Origin of the sequence: Vibrio hepatarius, assembly GCF_043642085.1 — a bacterium.
Taxonomy (GTDB): Bacteria; Pseudomonadota; Gammaproteobacteria; order Enterobacterales; family Vibrionaceae; genus Vibrio; species Vibrio hepatarius_C.
On the sequence record NZ_JBHZSA010000001.1, the window covers coordinates 436,096 to 455,571 of the forward strand.

At 44.8% G+C, this 19,476-nt stretch carries 14 protein-coding genes; 8 read left to right on the forward strand and 6 right to left on the reverse strand.

What is annotated here, in order from left to right:
- The first annotated feature begins 4 nt into the window (after window positions 1-4).
- The 7 genes from ACHUFZ_RS01955 (at window position 5) to copI (ending at window position 9,968) form a co-directional block, all read left to right on the forward strand.
- A complete protein-coding gene (locus ACHUFZ_RS01955) occupies window positions 5-1,558 on the forward strand; it encodes a hypothetical protein (protein WP_394125642.1) in 1,554 nt (517 codons plus the stop codon).
- 57 nt (window positions 1,559-1,615) lie between these two features.
- Window positions 1,616-2,311 carry a VV20781 family protein gene (locus ACHUFZ_RS01960; RefSeq protein WP_394125643.1) on the forward strand — a complete coding sequence of 232 codons (696 nt, stop codon included), beginning with the start codon at window positions 1,616-1,618 and terminating at the stop codon, window positions 2,309-2,311.
- 198 nt (window positions 2,312-2,509) lie between these two features.
- Window positions 2,510-2,983 carry a hypothetical protein gene (locus ACHUFZ_RS01965; RefSeq protein WP_394125644.1) on the forward strand — a complete coding sequence of 158 codons (474 nt, stop codon included), beginning with the start codon at window positions 2,510-2,512 and terminating at the stop codon, window positions 2,981-2,983.
- Window positions 2,984-3,145: 162 nt separating this feature from the next.
- A complete protein-coding gene (locus ACHUFZ_RS01970; protein WP_394125840.1) occupies window positions 3,146-4,465 on the forward strand; it encodes a TolC family protein in 1,320 nt (439 codons plus the stop codon).
- A 15-nt stretch (window positions 4,466-4,480) separates the two neighbouring features.
- Complete coding sequence (locus ACHUFZ_RS01975) at window positions 4,481-6,193, forward strand: efflux RND transporter periplasmic adaptor subunit (protein WP_394125645.1); 1,713 nt, start codon at window positions 4,481-4,483, stop codon at window positions 6,191-6,193.
- Window positions 6,190-9,333, forward strand: coding sequence for an efflux RND transporter permease subunit (locus tag ACHUFZ_RS01980; RefSeq protein ID WP_394125646.1), 3,144 nt, complete (start codon window positions 6,190-6,192; stop codon window positions 9,331-9,333). Before ACHUFZ_RS01975 ends, ACHUFZ_RS01980 begins: the two co-directional genes overlap by 4 nt.
- Before the next feature lie 65 nt (window positions 9,334-9,398).
- Complete coding sequence (copI, locus tag ACHUFZ_RS01985; RefSeq protein ID WP_394125647.1) at window positions 9,399-9,968, forward strand: copper-resistant cuproprotein CopI; 570 nt, start codon at window positions 9,399-9,401, stop codon at window positions 9,966-9,968.
- 31 nt (window positions 9,969-9,999) lie between these two features.
- Here the strand turns inward: copI and ACHUFZ_RS01990 are convergent, their stop codons facing one another.
- Together ACHUFZ_RS01990 and ACHUFZ_RS01995 are read right to left on the reverse strand one after the other, a co-directional pair.
- On the reverse strand, window positions 10,000-10,428 hold the full coding sequence (locus ACHUFZ_RS01990) for a hypothetical protein (protein WP_394125648.1): 429 nt from the start codon (window positions 10,426-10,428) through the stop codon (window positions 10,000-10,002).
- Between the two features lie 151 nt (window positions 10,429-10,579).
- Window positions 10,580-10,936, reverse strand: a complete 357-nt coding sequence (locus tag ACHUFZ_RS01995; protein ID WP_134833668.1) for a PilZ domain-containing protein — start codon at window positions 10,934-10,936, stop codon at window positions 10,580-10,582.
- Window positions 10,937-11,164: 228 nt separating this feature from the next.
- Here ACHUFZ_RS01995 and ACHUFZ_RS02000 point away from each other — a divergent pair, with 228 nt between their 5' ends.
- Window positions 11,165-11,977, forward strand: coding sequence for a fumarylacetoacetate hydrolase family protein (locus ACHUFZ_RS02000; RefSeq protein WP_394125649.1), 813 nt, complete (start codon window positions 11,165-11,167; stop codon window positions 11,975-11,977).
- Between the two features lie 62 nt (window positions 11,978-12,039).
- Here the strand turns inward: ACHUFZ_RS02000 and ACHUFZ_RS02005 are convergent, their stop codons facing one another.
- The 4 genes from ACHUFZ_RS02005 to tssI are packed head-to-tail and all read right to left on the reverse strand — an operon-like array spanning window position 12,040 to window position 19,399.
- A complete protein-coding gene (locus ACHUFZ_RS02005; protein WP_394125650.1) occupies window positions 12,040-13,137 on the reverse strand; it encodes a DUF6708 domain-containing protein in 1,098 nt (365 codons plus the stop codon).
- 1 nt (window position 13,138) lies between these two features.
- Window positions 13,139-16,441: a toxin VasX gene (locus tag ACHUFZ_RS02010; RefSeq protein ID WP_394125651.1), complete on the reverse strand. Its 3,303-nt coding sequence runs from the start codon at window positions 16,439-16,441 to the stop codon at window positions 13,139-13,141.
- A complete protein-coding gene (locus tag ACHUFZ_RS02015) occupies window positions 16,438-17,313 on the reverse strand; it encodes a DUF4123 domain-containing protein (RefSeq protein ID WP_394125652.1) in 876 nt (291 codons plus the stop codon). Before ACHUFZ_RS02015 ends, ACHUFZ_RS02010 begins: the two co-directional genes overlap by 4 nt.
- The gene (tssI, locus tag ACHUFZ_RS02020) at window positions 17,306-19,399 is read right to left on the reverse strand and encodes a type VI secretion system tip protein TssI/VgrG (RefSeq protein ID WP_394125653.1); all 2,094 of its coding nucleotides are present in this window, start codon (window positions 19,397-19,399) and stop codon (window positions 17,306-17,308) included. The genes ACHUFZ_RS02015 and tssI overlap by 8 nt, the downstream gene beginning before the upstream one ends.
- Between the last annotated feature and the right edge of the window lie 77 nt (window positions 19,400-19,476).

Consider the following 19,476-nt stretch of genomic DNA (forward strand, 5'->3'; position numbering starts at 1 on the left):
GAAAATGATGATTAAACAAGCATTAGCGCTAGCTGTATCTATCGCGTTGATAGGTGGTTGCAGTGACGATAGCAGCACAACTAACACGACTACCCAGCAACAAGGGACAGCTTTACCGGTTGTTGCTAACTCGACTTTTGGCTCAGTGGTGATGACTGATGAGGTTCCAGAGCAGTTCAAAGTGGAAGGTATCGAGACGTACGTAAAAATCACGCCTAAATCGAGTAACGCTTATCGCGCAAGTAAAACAGCCTCTGTTCCTACGATTCATATCATTGCGACCAACGATGGCGTTAACAATGAAAAAGTTCGCCGCGCTGCTATGATCATGCAGCACCTGCTCACCAACTATGCAGGCAGTCAGTACGGTTCTGACAAACAATCGATTACCAATAGCATGGCCAAGCGCAATGCAACGCTAATTTTGACCGCTAACGACGACGAGAATCAGAAGGTTTTAACTCGCATTTATGCCAAAGAAGCTGAGCGTCAGGGCAAACTTGAAGCTTGGGTTAAAGCATCTGGGGCGAGCACCTTTTCAGGTCTGAACTTCAGCAGTGCAGAAGCATTTGTAAAGTCGTTAGTTCAATACGAAGATCAACACTCTGAGAAAGATTTCGAAGCGGTTGTCGATGGTTTGATTGAAGGGATCGTAACAAGTAAGCAATCGTCACAGTGGTTACTCAACAGTCAATCTCTCATGTATCGTGAGCTATCTCTTGAAGGCGATTGCCACTATATGAGCAATTACGCCGATTACTGCCCTAACCTTGGTGCCCATGCCGACCGTGACGCTGCTTTTGAAGAGATCTTACATATCACGCAAGCTCAAGGTATTGCACCCACACTGAAGGGCCTTCAAGCAGGCATCGATGCTCGCGCACTTAACTTATATAACCTACACAAAGCTGGTGGCAACGCAGTTTGGCGCCCAACGGACTCTAGCTGGGAAGATTGGGAAGGTGATGACAACAACCCTACTGTTGGTACCTCTTACTCGCATGAGTATTTTGCCGCGGCCTTTGAAGCTTACATGGGCGTCGCAAAGCATAACGGTCACGGCTTAGACGGTTACCAAGCCTTAACTCGCGAAGCAATGGAAAGCCAAGATAAGCAAGCGAAAGAATGGATCGAAGGCATGTTCCACAAGCACTTACAATACACCGCCAGAATCGACTCTGTGGGCGTCGTTACCTATTTTGAGCACACTTATCCGGGTTCAGGGGAAATACCGACATTCGTAATGAACCGAGATGATGCCCAGCCAACAGATGGCTACACCTACAAGTCACAATGGCTGATTAACGCTGAGATCATTGGCGATAAACAAATCAACCTAATTGCTAACGATGAAGATAACGTCATTAAAGGCAACTCGGCCAATAACATCATATTTGGTAAAGGTGGTGTCGATACCTACCTTGTCGATCATAAATATGCAGAGTGTTCGATCACCAAAACCAAGTATGGCGCGACCATTACCTGCCCTACAACGGGTACTGATGAACTCGTTTATGTCGAGAAAGTCTCCTTCTCAGACAAGACAATCGCTCTCTAATAATAATCACTACTTTCTCTCAGTGAATCTGCTGGGAGAGCTCAACTGGTATATACAATGAAAAAGCAACTTACTCTTTTAATTTCTGTGCTTGGTTTAACTGCATGTGGCAGCCTTGCCATTATGGATAAATCCGAAGCTGTGAAAGCTCAGCCTGAAATGCTAATTAAAACCGATGGCGACCTATGGGGCTTAGGCGGTGACGGTCAATTTACATTAGGTGCAACTTACGAGGGTAAGTACTCGCGCGACGCATCTACATCAACTTGGTTCAATACGATTTCAACTAAAGATGGTTCAATGGCGGCTGAAGTGACCAATAAAGACAGTGGCAAAACTTGGCTGCTGAGCTGCAGCGGTGGCGGCACATCGGTTAAGTTCAGCATGCTTCAGTTTGGCGGTGATGCTCCTTACATTTGCGATATTACCTCTCAAGGCGAGCCTGCTGGCACTTTCTTGCTTGAACGCGATGCAAAAGTGATCGACTTTGGCACTGAAAACAAAGAGAAAGGTTCTATTGCTGTTGATGGCATTCACTTTGACGTTGAAACTGTACACACAGGTTCTGGCCTAATGATGCCACTGCAAAACCCTTTGGGTTACAGCTTTAAGTTTAAAGGACAAGAGGTCGCTGCGGTGCAAACCAATGGCATTCTCACGGTACAGTGGCTACCAGAAATGACGGCTCAGCAAAACGATGTTCTGGCTGTCGGTGCGATTGCGAGCGCGCTAAGTTGGCGTCCGGCTGACTAACCTAGGCAACACACCGATAAGATAAAAGGCGCATGTTCTGCGCCTTTTTACGCTCAACGCAGCCCATAAGTTCATTGCCTTCTCGTCCAGAGCGCTATACTAAACATAGATCGACAAAATTCACTCTAAATCGAAAAAACTGTTGACCTTACCCTAAGGGGAGCCTTTAGAGTTCTGCCTTATAAACAAAGGTATGCTATGACTCACTCACTAAAGAACACAATGATTTTGATGTTCAGTATCGTATTGATGCTGATCTCGAACTATGTGTCGAGTTCACCAGCGATGGCGATGAATAGCGTAACCTTTGAAAGTGCTAAGGTAATGGATGAGGCTCACAGCCACCACTCTCAATCCATGCAAATGGCCGAGGCATCTGTACCTAAACGCACCCAATCACAGCATACTGATTGCATGTCGATGAGTCAGGGTAACACCCCTCATTCGATGGCGAATAGTGCCCAACAAGATTCCACAAACTCTGCACATTGCGGAGAAAGTGACAGCGGTATGCACACTTGCTGTACAACTGTCTGTTCTAGTGCCTCCTACCCTAATCATGGCGCTCAACTCTTGAGTGCGATTACGCCGTCATTAGCGCTACACCAGTCGATTATAATTGGTGACACCGTTGCGCGCCTTCAATCTATCCTGCGCCCGCCGACCGTTTAATTCTCTTTCATAAATATCGTTTCCCGATCGTGACGTTTGTCCGATAAAAGTACTGGGATAAGTCTATGCGTTTTCTAACGCCCTGAATGGATTATGATTGTGAACAATGAATTATACGGCCTTGGTTTTACTAAACCGATAAGCCTTTGTATCGCCGTATCAATCGCCGCGATACCAGCCGTCTCTTATGCTAAAGAAATGAAAGCTTCTACGAGCATCGCGGCGTCAACAAACCAGCTCAATGCACTGATTGAATCTGCGTTAAGCCAAGACAGTAGCCGAGCGCAATACACGGCTCAGTCACTGGCTATGACTGAATCGGGTGCTGCGAGCGCGACATTAATGGATCCAAAACTCAAAGTTGGCTTTGGTGGACTGCCTGTCGACTCATTTAAGTTTGACGAAGATCCAATGACCAATATATCCGTTGGCTTAATGCAGCAGTTCGAACGCGGTTCAACATTAGAGTTGAACCAACGCAAGGCGAGTCAACAAGCGAGCGGGCTGTCGTTACAAGTTTCTCTAAGAGAACGAGAAGTCGCCAGTCAAATGACGCAGCTTTGGTTGGAGCTTGGTTACCTACAATACGCCGAGTCGATCATCGTTGAAAACCAACGTCTAATGACTGAAATGGAACAATTCGTGACGACCAATTACTCCATTGGTAAAAGCGAAGCTCAGGACCTGCTCAACACTCAATTGCAAGTGAATAAGCTAGAAGAAAAGCTGCAACTCAATCATCAAATGCAAAGTCGTATCGTCTCTCAGTTCTCTGAATGGCTTGGCTCTAACTGGTTAGGCAGCAATCGCTCTCTTTCGGCGAGCTACTCTCTGAGTTGGCCTGCACTAAATACGATTTTGTCGTCACACGCCGGTACTGCCCAATACTATAACCAGCTAAACCAGCACCCAATGGCACAAATGGCTGACTCCAACATTTCCGTTAACCAAATACAGGTAGAAGTGGCTGAACAAGCTTACACGCCGCAATTTGGGGTTGAGGTCATGTACGCCTACCGTCAAGCCAACAACATGAAGGGCGAACCAGCGTCTGACCTCGTAAGTGCATATTTGACCATGGATATTCCTCTCTTTACAGGTAATCGCCAAGACAAGAACCTTGCCGCGGCGCAGCATCAAGTAGGTGCAGCGAAATATCAAAAAGATACTTTGCTGGCGCAAATGAACGCTCAGGTGAACGCACTGATGAACGACCGCATAAACTTGCAAGAACGCATCGAACGCTATCAAGAGCGTTTGCTTCCTCAAGCGACGGCAAGAACCCAAGCGGTCGAGCGCGGCTACCAGAATAGCACCGCACAATTTGGCGATGTTATTACTGCATCAAGTGATGAGCTCGCACTGCAACTTGAAGTCGCACGTTTGACGACTGACCTAAACATTACCAATAGCAAATTGGCAGCGTTACTTGGCGGCTTTGAATACACAAGCCCTGAATCACCCCTTACCCACAGCAAGTAAGAATAAGGAATAGACATGAGTACATTTAAAGTTGCGACGCTTGCGTTATTGGTGGGCGGTGCTATTGGCTACGGCGCTAACTTCTATTTATCAGGCGCTGGACATGCAATGCCAAGCGCTTCATCTGAAGCGGCAGCAAGTTCAGATGAACCTTTGTATTGGGTGGCCCCAATGGACCCAAATTACCAGCGAGACAAGCCTGGAAAATCTCCAATGGGCATGGACCTTATTCCGGTTTATGCGTCTGACCTAAACGGTGACAATGATAAGCCGGGAACAGTCAAAATTGACCCAGCGGTAGAAAACAATTTGGGTGTAAAAACCGCTTCAGTGACAAAAGAAGCCCTATCGCCTCGCATTGAAACCGTTGGCTACATTGCCTTTGATGAAAGCCAATTATGGCAGACCAACGTCCGCGCTTCGGGTTGGGTTGAAAAACTCAACATCAACGCAGTCGGCGAGAAAGTATCCCAAGGTGAAGTGCTGTTTTCGCTTTACTCTCCTGAATTAGTCAAAGCCCAAGAAGAACTGCTCAGTGCCTATAAAACTCAACGTAAAGGCATGATCAAAGGCGCAACAGATAGATTGTTAACCCTTGGCGTAGATAGAGAGCAAATACGCGCAATTACACGTCGAGGCAAAGCGTCTCAGACTATCGAAATTAAAGCCCCGGCAGATGGCATTATCGCTAGTTTAAACATTCGTGAAGGCGGTTACTTATCACCTGCGCAAGCTGTAATCAGTGCTGGCCCTCTCGGCGAAGTTTGGGTAGATGCGGAGGTCTTTGAGCGCCAGTCTCATTGGATTAGCAAAGGGAGCCAAGCTTCAATGACCTTAGACGCCATTCCGGGTGGAAACTGGACAGGTGAAGTCGATTACGTCTACCCGATTCTAGACCCAAAAACGCGCACCTTAAGAGTCCGTTTAAAGTTCCCTAACCCTAACGGTGAACTCAAACCGAATATGTTTGCTAACGTCGCATTGCTCCCTGTTAGTAACGAACAAGTACTCACAATTCCTCGCTCGTCGGTTATCCGTTCAGGCGGAATGACTCGTGTTGTGCTCGCTGAAGGTGACGGCAAATATCGCTCAGCGCGCATCGAAGTCGGTCGAGAAGCTGGAGACAAAATCGAAGTATTAGGTGGCCTTCAAGCAGGAGAGAAAATCGTTACTTCAGCGCATTTCATGCTCGACTCGGAATCAAGTCAATCGGCAGATCTATCGCGCATCAACGGCATCGAACCACCAGCAGAAACTGCCTGGGCCAAAGGTGAGATCACCGATGTAATGCAAGGGCATCGTATGCTGACCATCAACCATCAACCGGTACCTGAATGGGACTGGCCGGGCATGGTGATGAACTTCAATGTTGCAGATGAAGTGGATTTCAACTCGTTTGCTCAAGGGCAAGCGATTGAGTTCGAAATGCAAAAAACACCACAAGGCCAATACGAGATCGTTGACTACAAAATCAGTGATGCCGCCATCGTTGCAGAAGTTTGGGCAACTGGCGACATCTCTATGTTGATGGCCGATTTTGGCATGATCACGTTAAACCACTTACCGGTAACTGAGTGGGATTGGGATTCAGGTGAGCTGAATTTCTCTGTTGGCGAAGAGATCAACCTATCAGGCTTTGAAGAAGGCCAAAAAGTTCGGTTTCTAATCGAGAAACAAGGTTCTGAGTACATCCTGAAACAACTTGAGTTAGATGAGGACCGAGTATGATTAATGCGATTATTCGCTGGTCGATCAACAATCGATTCTTAGTCCTTGTTGCGACCATTGCGCTGGTATTCGGTGGTTTATACAGCATCAAGAACACGCCGGTTGATGCGATTCCTGATCTCTCTGACGTACAGGTTATCATCAAGACTAGCTACCCAGGTCAAGCGCCACAGGTGGTTGAAGACCAAGTCACTTACCCACTGACCACTGCTATGCTCGCGGTACCCGGAGCAGAAACAGTCCGTGGCTATTCGTTCTTTGGCGACTCCTATGTCTACATCATCTTTAATGATGATACCGACATGTATTGGGCTCGCTCACGCGTACTGGAATACTTAAGTCAGGTTGCGCCTAATTTACCACCCAGTGCCAAGCCGACACTCGGCCCTGATGCGACGGGTGTGGGCTGGGTATACAGCTATGTGCTTCAAGACAAAACTGGGCAACACGACTTAGCCGAACTTCGTAGCCTACAAGACTGGTTCTTGAAGTACGAGCTGCAAACCGTTGATGGCGTTTCAGAAGTCGCCACTGTTGGCGGTATGGTTAAGCAATACCAAGTTCAGATTGACCCAGCTAAGCTGCGTGCGTATGACCTAACGCTACAACAGGTCAATATGGCGATTCAAAACGGTAACCAAGAAAGTGGCGCATCGGTGGTTGAAGTGGCTGAAGCGGAACATATGGTCCGTACCACAGGTTATCTATCCAGTATTGAAGACATAAAAGCCTTGCCACTGAAAGTGACCGAGCAAGGTACACCACTACTACTTGGCGATATTGCTGACATCAACCTTGGCCCACAAATGCGCCGTGGTATTTCAGAGCTTAATGGTGAAGGCGAAGCCGTTGGTGGTGTCATTGTGATGCGCTTTGGGGAAAACGCCAGTGAGGTTATTGCCAAAGTTAAAGACAAGCTCAGCGAACTACAAAACAGCTTGCCAGAAGGTGTGGAAATTGTCGCGACTTACGACCGGTCAACACTGATTGATTCAGCCGTTGAAAACCTATGGAAGAAGCTGACTGAAGAGTTCATCGTGGTTGCTATCGTCTGTGCGCTGTTCTTATTCCATATTCGTTCATCACTGGTGATCGCGTTAAGTCTGCCTGTCGGTATTCTCTCGGCATTTATTGTTATGCATTGGCAGGGAATTAACGCCAACATTATGTCCCTCGGGGGTATCGCAATTGCCATCGGTGCCATGGTTGATGGCGCGATCGTAATGATAGAGAACGTGCATAAACATATTGAACGGACTCCTCTCAACGATAAAAACCGTTGGCAGGTGATCGGTAATGCAGCTCAAGAGGTGGGCGCACCGCTCTTCTTCTCACTGCTGATCATTACATTGAGTTTCGTGCCAGTATTCGCCTTAGAAGGTCAAGAAGGTAAGATGTTCTCTCCTCTCGCCTTCACTAAAACCTATGCGATGGCAGCGTCTGCCGGTCTAGCGATTACCCTAGTGCCTGTGCTGATGGGTTATTTCATTCGCGGTAACGTGTTACCGGAGAACAAAAACCCGATCAACAAAGGGTTGGTGTCACTGTACAAACCTTTATTGAATCTAAGTCTGAAATATCCGAAAAGTGTTATTTCGCTTGCCCTAGTGTTAATGGCTTCGGCTTACTACCCAACCACTAAAATGGGTAGCGAGTTCATTCCACCGCTAGACGAAGGCGACCTAATGTACATGCCGACCACGTATCCGGGCATCTCGATTGGTAAAGCGCGTGAGGTTCTACAGCAAACCAACAAGCTGATCATGACCGTACCTGAAGTGGAAACCGCTTGGGGTAAAATTGGCCGAGCCGAAACAGCCACGGACCCTGCCCCGCTGACTATGATCGAAACTGTGATTCAGTTGAAACCACGCGACCAATGGCGTGACGGCGTCACAACAGAATCCCTGCGCAGAGAGTTTGATGAACTCGTCAAATTCCCGGGGCTAACCAACGCTTGGGTTATGCCAATCAAAACGCGTATCGACATGCTTGCGACAGGTATCAAAACGCCTATAGGTATCAAAATCGCTGGCCCTGACTTAAAAGTGATTGAGAAGATTGGTTCGGATCTTGAGCCTATTCTTAATGCGATTAACGGTACTGCTTCAGTTTATGCTGAGCGCGTTGCAGGTGGTCGTTATGTCACTATAGATATCAACCGCCGTGCAGCCGCGCGCTACGGGTTAAGCATCAAAGATGTTCAGCAAGTGGTCTCTACAGCCGTGGGCGGAATGAACGTGGGTGAAACCATTGAAGGACTAGAACGGTACCCAATCAACGTTCGTTACCCGCAAGACTACCGTGATTCTGTGGTCAAACTACAGAACTTGCCACTTGTCACTCCAAATGGCGCTCGTATCGCACTCGCTGACGTAGCCGATATCCGTTACGAAGACGGCCCACCTATGATCAAGACAGAGAACGCACGCCCTAATGGCTGGGTATTTGTCGACATTGATGGCCGAGACCTAGGTTCATACGTTGAAGAAGCAAGGCAGACCGTTGCCGAGCAACTCAACCTCCCTGCGGGTTATTCATTAGCTTGGTCAGGTCAGTATGAATATATGGAGCGCGCTAAAGAACGTTTAGGCGTCGTCGTGCCGATTACCATTGCCATCATCATGCTACTGCTTTACTTCAGCTTCCGCCGCGTGGGCGAAGTAATGATCATCATGCTTACTCTTCCGTTAGCTATGGTCGGTGGTCTCTGGTTAATGCATTACCTTAACTATAATTTCTCTATTGCCGTCGGGGTTGGATTTATTGCCCTAGCAGGTGTCGCCGTGGAGATAGGTGTAATCATGTTGGTCTACCTCAACCAAGCATGGCATTACACCAAACTTAAGGCTGAGGAAAGCAATCGAGCACTCGAAACCCGTGATTTGACTGACTCGATTCGAGAAGGTGCAGGGCTTCGTGTGCGCCCAGTGATGATGACGGTTCTTACCGTGATTATCGGCTTGATCCCTATTATGTACGGGGAAGGAACTGGCTCTGAAGTTATGCAGCGTATCGCAGCGCCAATGATCGGCGGTATGGCTTCAGCACTGATGCTTACCCTACTCGTGCTACCTGCAATTTTCAAATTGTGGAAACAACGCGAGCTTAAGTCTCAAAATCAATCAACACACAACTAACTCAACACATTGGGGAATCAATTTCCCCAATCATAATTATTTCGCCTACTAGGTAAGGAAGAACAATGAAAAAAACACTACTTGCAATCATGCTTTCTCTGACGACAACTGCAGTTTACGCGAACTCTGATCACGCAAACATGGATCACGGCAAGATGAACCATGGCAGTATGGACCACGGGGAAATGGATCATGGCTCTATGGATCACAGCAACATGTCAAATAATAAGATGGACCATTCTATGATGAATATGGAAGGTATGTCTGATGTTGGTATGCCAGCTAAAGGAGCAAAACCAGACAAAGTTGTTCACGTAATCTTAGATGATGATATGACTATCAAGTTTAAGAAAGAGGTAAAGATTGAACCAAACGATGTTGTCCAATTCGTTGTGATGAACAAAGGTAAGATTGACCACGAGTTCACCATTGGTTCAGCGAAAGAGCAGCTAGAGCATCGTGAAATGATGAAGACGATGAGTCACCATGCCCACGACTCTGGCAACGCAGTTACGGTCAAGCCGGGTAAAGCGAAGCAACTTCTGTGGCACTTCCACGGAGATAACAAGGTCGAGTTTGCTTGTAATATCCCCGGCCACGCTGAAGCTGGCATGGTCAAAAAGACTACTCTTTAATATCAATGAGGCAGCGAAAGCTGCCTCTTTTTTACTTTATTTGCGCAAGCTTTAGGTACGAATGCAGTTCATCATTTTTCAGTTCTACCGCAGAGTGAATATTGATATCCGCATTGCCAATCACGGCTAAGTTGTACTTGTTTGAACCTTTGTGGATTTCAACGAGCAACACACCATCGTCCAGTTTCCAATACCCCGTAGTTTCAAAACGATCAAACAATCGAAACTCTTCGAGTGTTCCATCACTATGAAAAACTAACTCAGTAATGTAGCCGCCCGTGCAAGTTTTTATCCAATGAGTGTTCTCTACATCTTCAATCTCAATATTACGCTTGGTGTCTAACCAACGCTGATACTCTGGCAAATTCACCAAACCCGAAGGTATATGTGGTATATCCACCAACTCCTTGGTTTGACACTCTCTCAAGTACAGCTGTTGTAATAAGGCGCTTTTATCCATTGATTGCGATCTACCTTTTTCCATCATGGTTCTATTGTCTAACAGTTAGCGTATGATTTCTCACATCAAGATCTATATCCCGAAAAGAAAAAGACTCCGTAAAGGAGCCTTAGTTCGTCAGAACTGAGTGTGGGTTTGTACGTAGCGCTGACTATGCCGCTTCAATTCTTAATTTTTCAAAAAACGAAGGATATTTGGTACGAATAAAACGTTGCTCATCGACCATAATTTTAAATGTCGGGCCTTTTTTCAATTGGACGATCACTTCATCCTTATCGAAACGAAGTATAGCTCCCTCAACCTCGACGACGTTCTCTTCATTAAGGTTCAGTACACCTTTTACGGTCAGCCCTTTATACATATTGGTGAAGTTATTAGAGACCATTCTAATGCCGCCTTCCGATACTTCAGTCACCTGAAACATCTCATCACCGAATCGAACGAAAGGCCTAGCTCGTTTAGGATACTTTAATCGGTAATACTTGCGTTTTTGTTCAACGTCATTCATAGACTTAATCCCATTCCACACTGCATATTTGAAGCAGGTCATCCCTTTAGTATAGCTCTATCATTCATAACATGACGTTTGAGCAATCAATGTACTGAATATATTACCTAAGTTATCGACCAATTGTCTAAACTCTTCACCGTTATGTTAGATTGAAGGTCACGTAATACACTCGCTAGCTCACTGATAGATAAGATATACTTACAGGTTCAACCAAGGAGCTCATCCATGAATTTATGGCGTTATCTCATCTGTTTTATCCCTTTTCTCCCGTCATTAGCTTATGCAGAAATCACTCATTACGTTCGTTATCAGCACTTAGGCAAAGTCAGCTACGGCAAGCTAGTTGACGATAAAATCTATCCGCTCCAAGGCGATTTGTTCTCTTCAACAGCGATTTCATCTCATACGATTAATCTAAACGCGGTTACCTTATTGGTTCCGACTGAGCCAGAAAAGGTATTCGCCGTCGGGATGAATTACGCCAGCCATTTGGCCTCTCCGGCGAATCAACCGCCCCCAATATTTTCTAAACTACCTTCTTCATTAACTCTTTCAGGTGCACCGATTAACGTCCCGCAAGGTGCTACTAATGTTCATTTTGAAGGTGAGCTTGTAATCGTTATTGGTAAGACGGTTAAAAACGCTTCAGAGCAAGAGGCCAAGCAAGCGATCTTCGGCGTAACTGTCGGCAATGACATCACCGAACGCAACTGGCAAAGCAGTGACTTACAATGGATTCGAGCTAAGGGCTCAGATCGATTTGGCCCAATCGGCAGTAGCATTGCCGTGGGTGTGGATTACAATAATGTAGAACTCACCACTCGCCTAAACGGCCAAGTAGTACAGCAAGAAAACACTCGAAATATGATTCATAGCCCCGCAAAAGTGGTCAGCTACCTAAGCAAGCACTTTACCTTAAAGCCCGGCGATTTGATTTATATGGGCACACCGGGAAAGACTAAAGCGATGAACAATAGTGATGTGGTGAAAGTGTCGATTGAGGGTGTGGGTAGTGTGGAGAATGTGGTTAGGTTTTGATGATTCAGAAAGAGAGGAAGCAACCACAAACTGCTCCCTCTTTTGGTAATACTAACCTGCATCTACGCAACAAGCTTTTGCAGAGTAGTTAAGTTCCCTCCTGCAGCATAATGCGCTTCTGCCGCAGCTTTTTGCTTACGTAATTCTTCGCTTGGTTTAGCCCATTCTTCTTTGGGTATTGCTTTAGACCACTCATCGACTTCTTTAGGGAATTTAGCCATCGATATTTTGCTGTCCCATTCTGAAACCAAGTAAGGTAACTTCCACAGACATAAAATATTAAACATGTAGTAGCCAAACATATTAAAGTATGAGGCAGTAGGGTCTGACATACTCATAGCAAAAATAGGTTTAGACCCGCTTTTAAACTTCTGCTTTATCTGCAAACGACTTTCATCAAATGATTGTCGATTTTCATCTTGAGCTTTTTGGGCCCAATATTCAGGCTCTTCTTCCATATAGCAGCGAATAATTTCCCACGAACGTTGCCCTTCTTCCATAATCCCTACAGGCCTTTTAAACATCCAATAGTCTTTACCTGTCGAGTCGGGGAAAGCCATACCAAAAGTGACGTTAGATACAATAGCACTACCAGTAAAACCTTTATGCATTGATACCCATGAGACTGTTTCCTCCCAAGGAATAATTGTTGTTTTTTTATTGCACTCATCGAAATAACAAACTTCTCTACGCTGCCGATTGAAACGGATGGGCTTTTGACGAGATTTTTTTAAAGATGTTTGGATAATTGTGTACCAACCAAGAAAAAGGGGGATCAACAATATCGAACCAATGATTAGGCCATCATCCCGAACGCCTGCAAGTAGTGCTTTAAGAAAGCCCCCAAATCTTTCATTCGCCGCGAATGCCCCAGCAAAGAATATAAATGTAACCACCATCACACCGAGCATTATACAGAACATAATCAATTGAACTTGAAAGGCCTTTCCTTGGTTAGCTTGGCCTACATCCATATAAGTTTCGTTGATTTCCAATATTTGATTTGATTCACCTAAGCCATTAGGGCTAACTCTGGATGAAGGCAATGGTTTAGGAGAAAAGAATAGAGCTTCACCAAGAGGGAACTTACGCACCTCACCTACAAGAGGACGCTGGTCGTTTAAGTTAAAATCCTGTTCTACGCTTTGTTCTTTAGCCACACTATGCACCTTGTAGTTTCAGCTGATTTGTCGTTAGCGGTAATAAGTTATCGTGTACAATGGTTCTTACTTTTAGCATACCAACTTCACTCAAAAGCCCAAGCCGGTTTAAACTTGTAGTTTGGTAACGCACGACCGTTTTTTCTGATGAATCCGGTGTTGGAAGATAATGTAATTCTACGCCGATACCATGTTGAGCATTCGCTTCGCGTGGGAAAATTGGAAGTCCGATCTCAAGTGGCTCATTTGGTGGGCTCAAACAGACCCATTGCTGCCCAGCGGCTTCAGTCCAAGGCTTCCAGTTATTTCTTTGCTGATCAACAAGCCAATAAACTGCAATTTCAATTCCGGCATCATCAAGTTCATTGATAGTAATGCCTGGCATTTTCAATGAAAGAGCATTACCTTTTGGAAGCTGTTTAATTGACATAGTTGGTTTAGAACTTATTTTAGCCAGTTGCTCGTTACTTACTTGAAGAGAATTATTTTTTGGGGTATCCCCCCAAAGGCTATCTCTAAACCATTGCATATAGTCAGACAAGCTAAAGTAGTTATACCCAGCGGTAACCCCAAGTTGCACCGCAGACACAATCAAACCAATCATGTTGACTCTTAGTCCAATCGATAGCAGACGGTCACTGTTCATCGCCCAAATAGCAGCGCTTGCTGCTTTGTCTGTATTCATTACTGCCCAACCAACTTTCGTAGCTCGGACAAAACCAGCTCCGTTAACCAAAGTCATTGTTGTCTCAGCCATAACGTCAGTACCATATTTCAATGAACTTGCGATATCGCCCTTTTTAATTGCTTCGGATAATAACAATCCTGATTGATATGTTTTTGTTGCTGATGCTGATAGCCCAAAAAAGTATGCGATGCTACCAAGTGTCGCACTCCAACGACCTAAAGTCGCTCCATATAGCAGTTTTGATTTAGAGTGGCTGACATTATTGAGCGCAGCTTTATCGTATCCTTCCCTCACCCCTTGAACAAAACCAAAAATCGCACTTAGTGCAGTAGTAGTTTCTTTAAACAATAATGTGTAGTTTATATTCTGCGTAGATGCTGACAACTGCCTGTTATAAATACTAATAGCATTATAAACTGCAAAGCCAGCTATCATTGCTCCCAGTCCATCCCAAACTTTTAGACTATTCAACATGTTAACGTTTTTTATAGAACGATAATCCGAAGCTAGGACTTTAACATCAAGCTTTTGAGCTTCAGTAAGTCCCTTTATGTAAAAACCAGCTTTTTCTGGACCGTCACCTAATGGGGAGATAGAGCTATGAATCTTAGTTTCAAGCTTAGATAGTTCAAGTTGATTAGCTTTGTGACTTTCTTTAAGTTCATGTAAGTCTGGTTGACCAGCTCGCCCTTTTTTTCGATGATCTGCCCATACTTGACGCATAGTATTTTTTAACGATGTATTTTCGTTGCGAATTTTAGTCGCTTGTTTGGTAAGAGAATTAAATTTATGAAACTCTTCTTCACTAGCAAAGCCAAGTGTAATATCACTGTTCCTGTAAGCTTTCAATACTCCTAGCCACGCAGCACCAGTATAGCCACGTAACACTTCGTGAGGGTTGAACTCCTGAACATGGCTTACTTTCTGAAAGAACATGTCAATTGTATTTGTTAGACCAATGGTATTAGCAGGAGTGAACGTTGAGTCAATAAGTTGAGAATAACTACCCAGTGTACCGTTCATTTGGATTGATTCATGAGGCGACCCGAGCTGATCATTGATGATGTTATTCAGACTTATTCCAATAGCGTTAATTTCCGCGAGATCTTTTTGATACTTCGCAATAAGCTTCGCTTCATTGATTTTCTTACTAATAGCTTCTGTCAATTTGTCGTATTCATCAACTGACTTCGTGAATAGAGCTCGGTAAGTTGCGACCCAAGGCATTTCCTCTAATTTTTCAGCCACTAATTGGCTAGCCGCATCGTTCCAGCATATATCTTGAATACAGCTGTACTCAGCCGCTAACAGCTCCTCCAACTGTGAGTCTGTGGTCGAATCAAAGTACCAAGCAGCGGAGTAAAAACGGGGAAATAGCTCTATTCGGTCTTGAGAAATTGCATTAAGCCGCTCATCCCAATAAGCAAGTTTTTCTCTTTCTTGCTTAAGAAAATCCTCCATTTCTGCCTGATTAATTACACCTTTAATTCCTTGTTTTCCATTTGAACCATTCCAGATCTTCCATACAGGAACTCCGTATAGGTCATTGGCAAATTGCTCTTGGATATCATGGATAAGATCTTTGTATTTCTCCATTTTTTCAGAGCCAAGAGCCCGCTCCATAAGCCGATATTTCTCTCCAACAGAGGGACGGCTAAAATCGTGGTATTTGTCGTCGTACTCTTGTATCCAAGCGACTACGCTTTCTTTTTGACTTGAATTCAGTTCATTACTGAACTTTTCATTCCCTATCATAACTGCTAACGCATCAACTTTTTCTGGAGAAATCTGCAACTGGGTTTCGATGTAGCAGCCTTCTACATATTTTTGATACTGTTGCTCATCTGATTGCCAATCCTCTAAAGACTTAGCGACTAAGCCTTGGTAACTTGCCAAATCTCTTAAGACACCTATGTCATCATTAAGAACTAAGTAAAGGTGATCTTCTTGATATTCAGCGAGAACAGAACTATTGATAGCTGTGAAATCTGTTTCTTTAAATAGCGACTTATGTTCCCACTCATAAGGCTTGTACTCTACGTCATTATTATGGTTACCTAGCTGCTCCGAATACTCTGCAATAACCTCCGATGCTTGTTTCGGTGCCAGCAGGTCTTTTCCACCGTTAGCCGCATCAAAACTTGATAGGTTTACCTTTTGCATAAAACGCAATCTATCTTTATCTGAGCCTATCACTTGAGAACATTTTTTTGCTGTCCATTGAAGCTCAGAATAGGAGCAATAAATCACATCGCGCCGTTCGAATACTAAGTTAGCGTCACCGATCGAATTCGTTCGTTCGTCACTATTTACTTCAGCATCTTGCCAAAGTAGTTTCGTGATTTTCCCAGCCTCTACTCGATACTCGTGAAGAATCCACTGGCCATCAGTGTTTACCAAAACGTAGACCCAGCCATCGCGGAGTAACCTAATTCCTAAAGGTTTAGAATGAGTCTCAAAAGGTAATGTAGTGTGTTCCTTTGCTGATAGCGTTTCAACCAACCCGTATCTAACCGGAATTAGTTGAATTCTACTTTTTTTAAGAGAACAAGTACCAGCAGGGTCTTGAGCATCTTTTGTCTGACCCGTTTTAGCGTCATCATTTGGATTGCTCATACTTGTTTCTCCTGATTAGTTTTTTGATTTGAGTAAGCTAGGGCTAGATCGGAAGCTGCTTCGATCCTTTGAGATGGCGTTCGCTGAGATGGCATTTCGATTAATTGATAAATATCCGGATAAACCTCTGGGTCTCGGAACTTATCCTCCCCCAAGAAACCTATAATATTCATATACATTAAGAGGGCACGTTCCGAAGTAAAACCTTTGTCATACGCTGTTAAAGCATGTTGGTTGACCCAAGATGTACTATCGGTTTGGTTGTCTAATAAGGCTGGAAACCACTTCAAAACATGCTGGGATAATTTCTCAATCGTCGTATCCCAAGAAACTCTCCCGAGCAATGCCCATTGTTCGTCAGAAACCTTTAGTTGCTCACTATGAAATTCTAAATCTGGAGCCTTTGCGGTCTTCCAACCTTTACGAGTCGGAATCCATACTTTCGATACTTCATTCCAGAACTGAGGTGTTTGGGTAGCATAAAAAACCCAAGCACATTCCGAGTTCGCCATCTTGATATAAATCTGACTCCCGTATGGCGACTCTGCAATAATCAGCTTTCTATAATTTTCGCAGATAATATCTAGAGCCTTGCTCGAGGAAATAAAATACCCAGCCAATGGATTATTGAGCTCAAAAAACCAATCCTGAACACTCTTTGAAGCTTGTACAATATAGGGGGAAACATCGATAAGCTGGTCATAAGGCGCCTTCATATAGATAGGTTCTATATTGAGTGGGCCATTTAAGGCATAAAGTTTTGAAGCTAATCCCTCAATTTGCGCCCCATCGACAACAAGGTATAGTTGCTCATCTTTCTTCAGCTCAAAGCCAAATCCAGCTTCTAAAAACGATTCGTTTAAATTATCCATTTTTACTTAGCTCTTCACAGACTTCGCACACTGGATCCACCCCTTTTAAAGCCTCTACCTGTCGACTTTTCAATAGAGGGCTCATTGCATTTTGTGTTGACGTAATCTGTAATGGAGTTGCCTCCTCCGGCGCAGCCAAAGCCTCTAACCCCATCGGCATTGCCGGGGCTAAACCGCCAAATCCGCTGCCGCTGCCTGCGCTTCCGCCTGAGTTCATATTGATTGCAGGACCAACGACATGGACGCCGCCAGCATCAACTTTTACAAAACTTCCACCAGCTTTGATGGTGATGCCGCTACCTGCATCGAGAACGATTTTATTACCCGCTTTTAGGTGTACTTCTGAACCTGCATCGATGGCGGTTTTACTTTTCACTTTTTGCTGAAGTGCACCGCCAATAGTTACAGATTTATCGGCAACGACCTTTTCTCGCAACTCACCTTGAACCGTTGTGTGACGATTGTTTTTAGTCAGTTCAAAGCTGTCATTTTCAACCTTTAAGTAATCATCACGTTCAATTTTGGTCACATGATCATTTTTAATTTCTACATCCATGTTTTTTTGCGCATGGAGGTAAACACGTTCTTGGTCTACCTGATCTTCAAAACTCAGCTCATTAAAGCCTTGGCCTTGATAGGTCTCAGTTCTTATTGCTGTTTTGGTTTTGTGATCAGGTAAAGAATACGGGGGTATATTGACCGCATTGTAGGTTCTACCAGTAATGATCGGTTGATCAGGGTCGCTATTAAGAAAAGAGACTATAACTTCTTGCCCTACTCTTGGTATCGCTACATTACCAAACTGCGCCCCTGCCCATCCCTGAGAAACTCGAACCCAGCACGAACTGTGCTCATCAGCGTTTGAATAACGATCCCAATCAAAGTGGACTTTTACGCGGCCTTGGTCATCACAGTAGATATCTTCCCCTTCAGGGCCTACTACCGTTGCGATCATTGGGCCATCAACGCTAGATTTAGGCGATGGTTGCGCTTGCCAAACTGTGTCTGCGGGAATCACTTCAATATGGTTAAAGTATGTGGTTTCTCCAGTATTGCCTTCTTCTTCCAGTACTTGAGGCTGTGTACCAAAATGATGGCTAGAGACGATGATCCACTCTCGGTTTACCGTAGCGTCAGGATGATCTTGTAGCTGAAACTTTTTACCTGACAATAACGAACCGTGGTTACTTTCACCTAGCGCAATTCGCGTATTTCGACGCAAAAGCTCTAATCGAGCCCTATTGATCTGCTGACCTAAAGCGTCGCTTTTAAACCTTCCTGGAAAGTCGAAATGTTCATAAACATCCGCTCGCTGAGCACCCAACTCTTTACCCTGCTGTTGCTGCGCAAAGTCATACGCTGGCTTTTTGAAACTGTAGTCTTGAAGCTCACTATGGCTGACGCCGACTGTTGATTGGGTCGAGAAAGTTTTGATATAAGGCTGCTCAACGATCCCGCCACTCAAATGAATGTAAGGGACGGGTTGCTCTAATGCGATTAAGCCATCATTTGAGTCAGTAAAGAGTAGCGTGTGTTTGCCTTGCTCATGGACAAAGCTATAGCTCAGGCCCTCTTCTGCGGCCAATCGATGTAGAAAATCAAGATCAGACTCTCGATATTGAGCGACAAATTCTCGCTGCACATATTCATTCTTTAAGACAAACGCATAGTCAACGATCTCCATCTCTTGAAGTAGGATTGAGATAATTTCCGGGGTCGTTTTATGCTGGAAGAGTCGAGAGTTACGACGCAGAGATAGGCGCTCTAACGCTGGCACCATGGTTAACTGGTAGAACGTATGATGATGCCCGGTATTACCCTTACCAAATTGGCGCACGATACCATTGAGTTGCTGGACAACCTGACCATCTTGTATCAATTCGAAGTCGACTGCGCGATCAATGATGTCGCTTGGCACCAGATCGGATTGCCTGCTAGCGAGCTTAAACTCGAATCGAAACCCGTTACACGCCGCGCCATTACGGTCAGTGGAACTTGATATGCTATCACTGCCTGAATACTCGATAACGCGTAGAGTATCGTGTTCAAACCCATCGATATGAATATTCAAGTTGAGCGTTGGCATTATCAAAGTCCTTATGGTTACCGTTCAGGTAGACAACATTATGAACAGCATACAAAGCAAACTTAATACCAACCAAT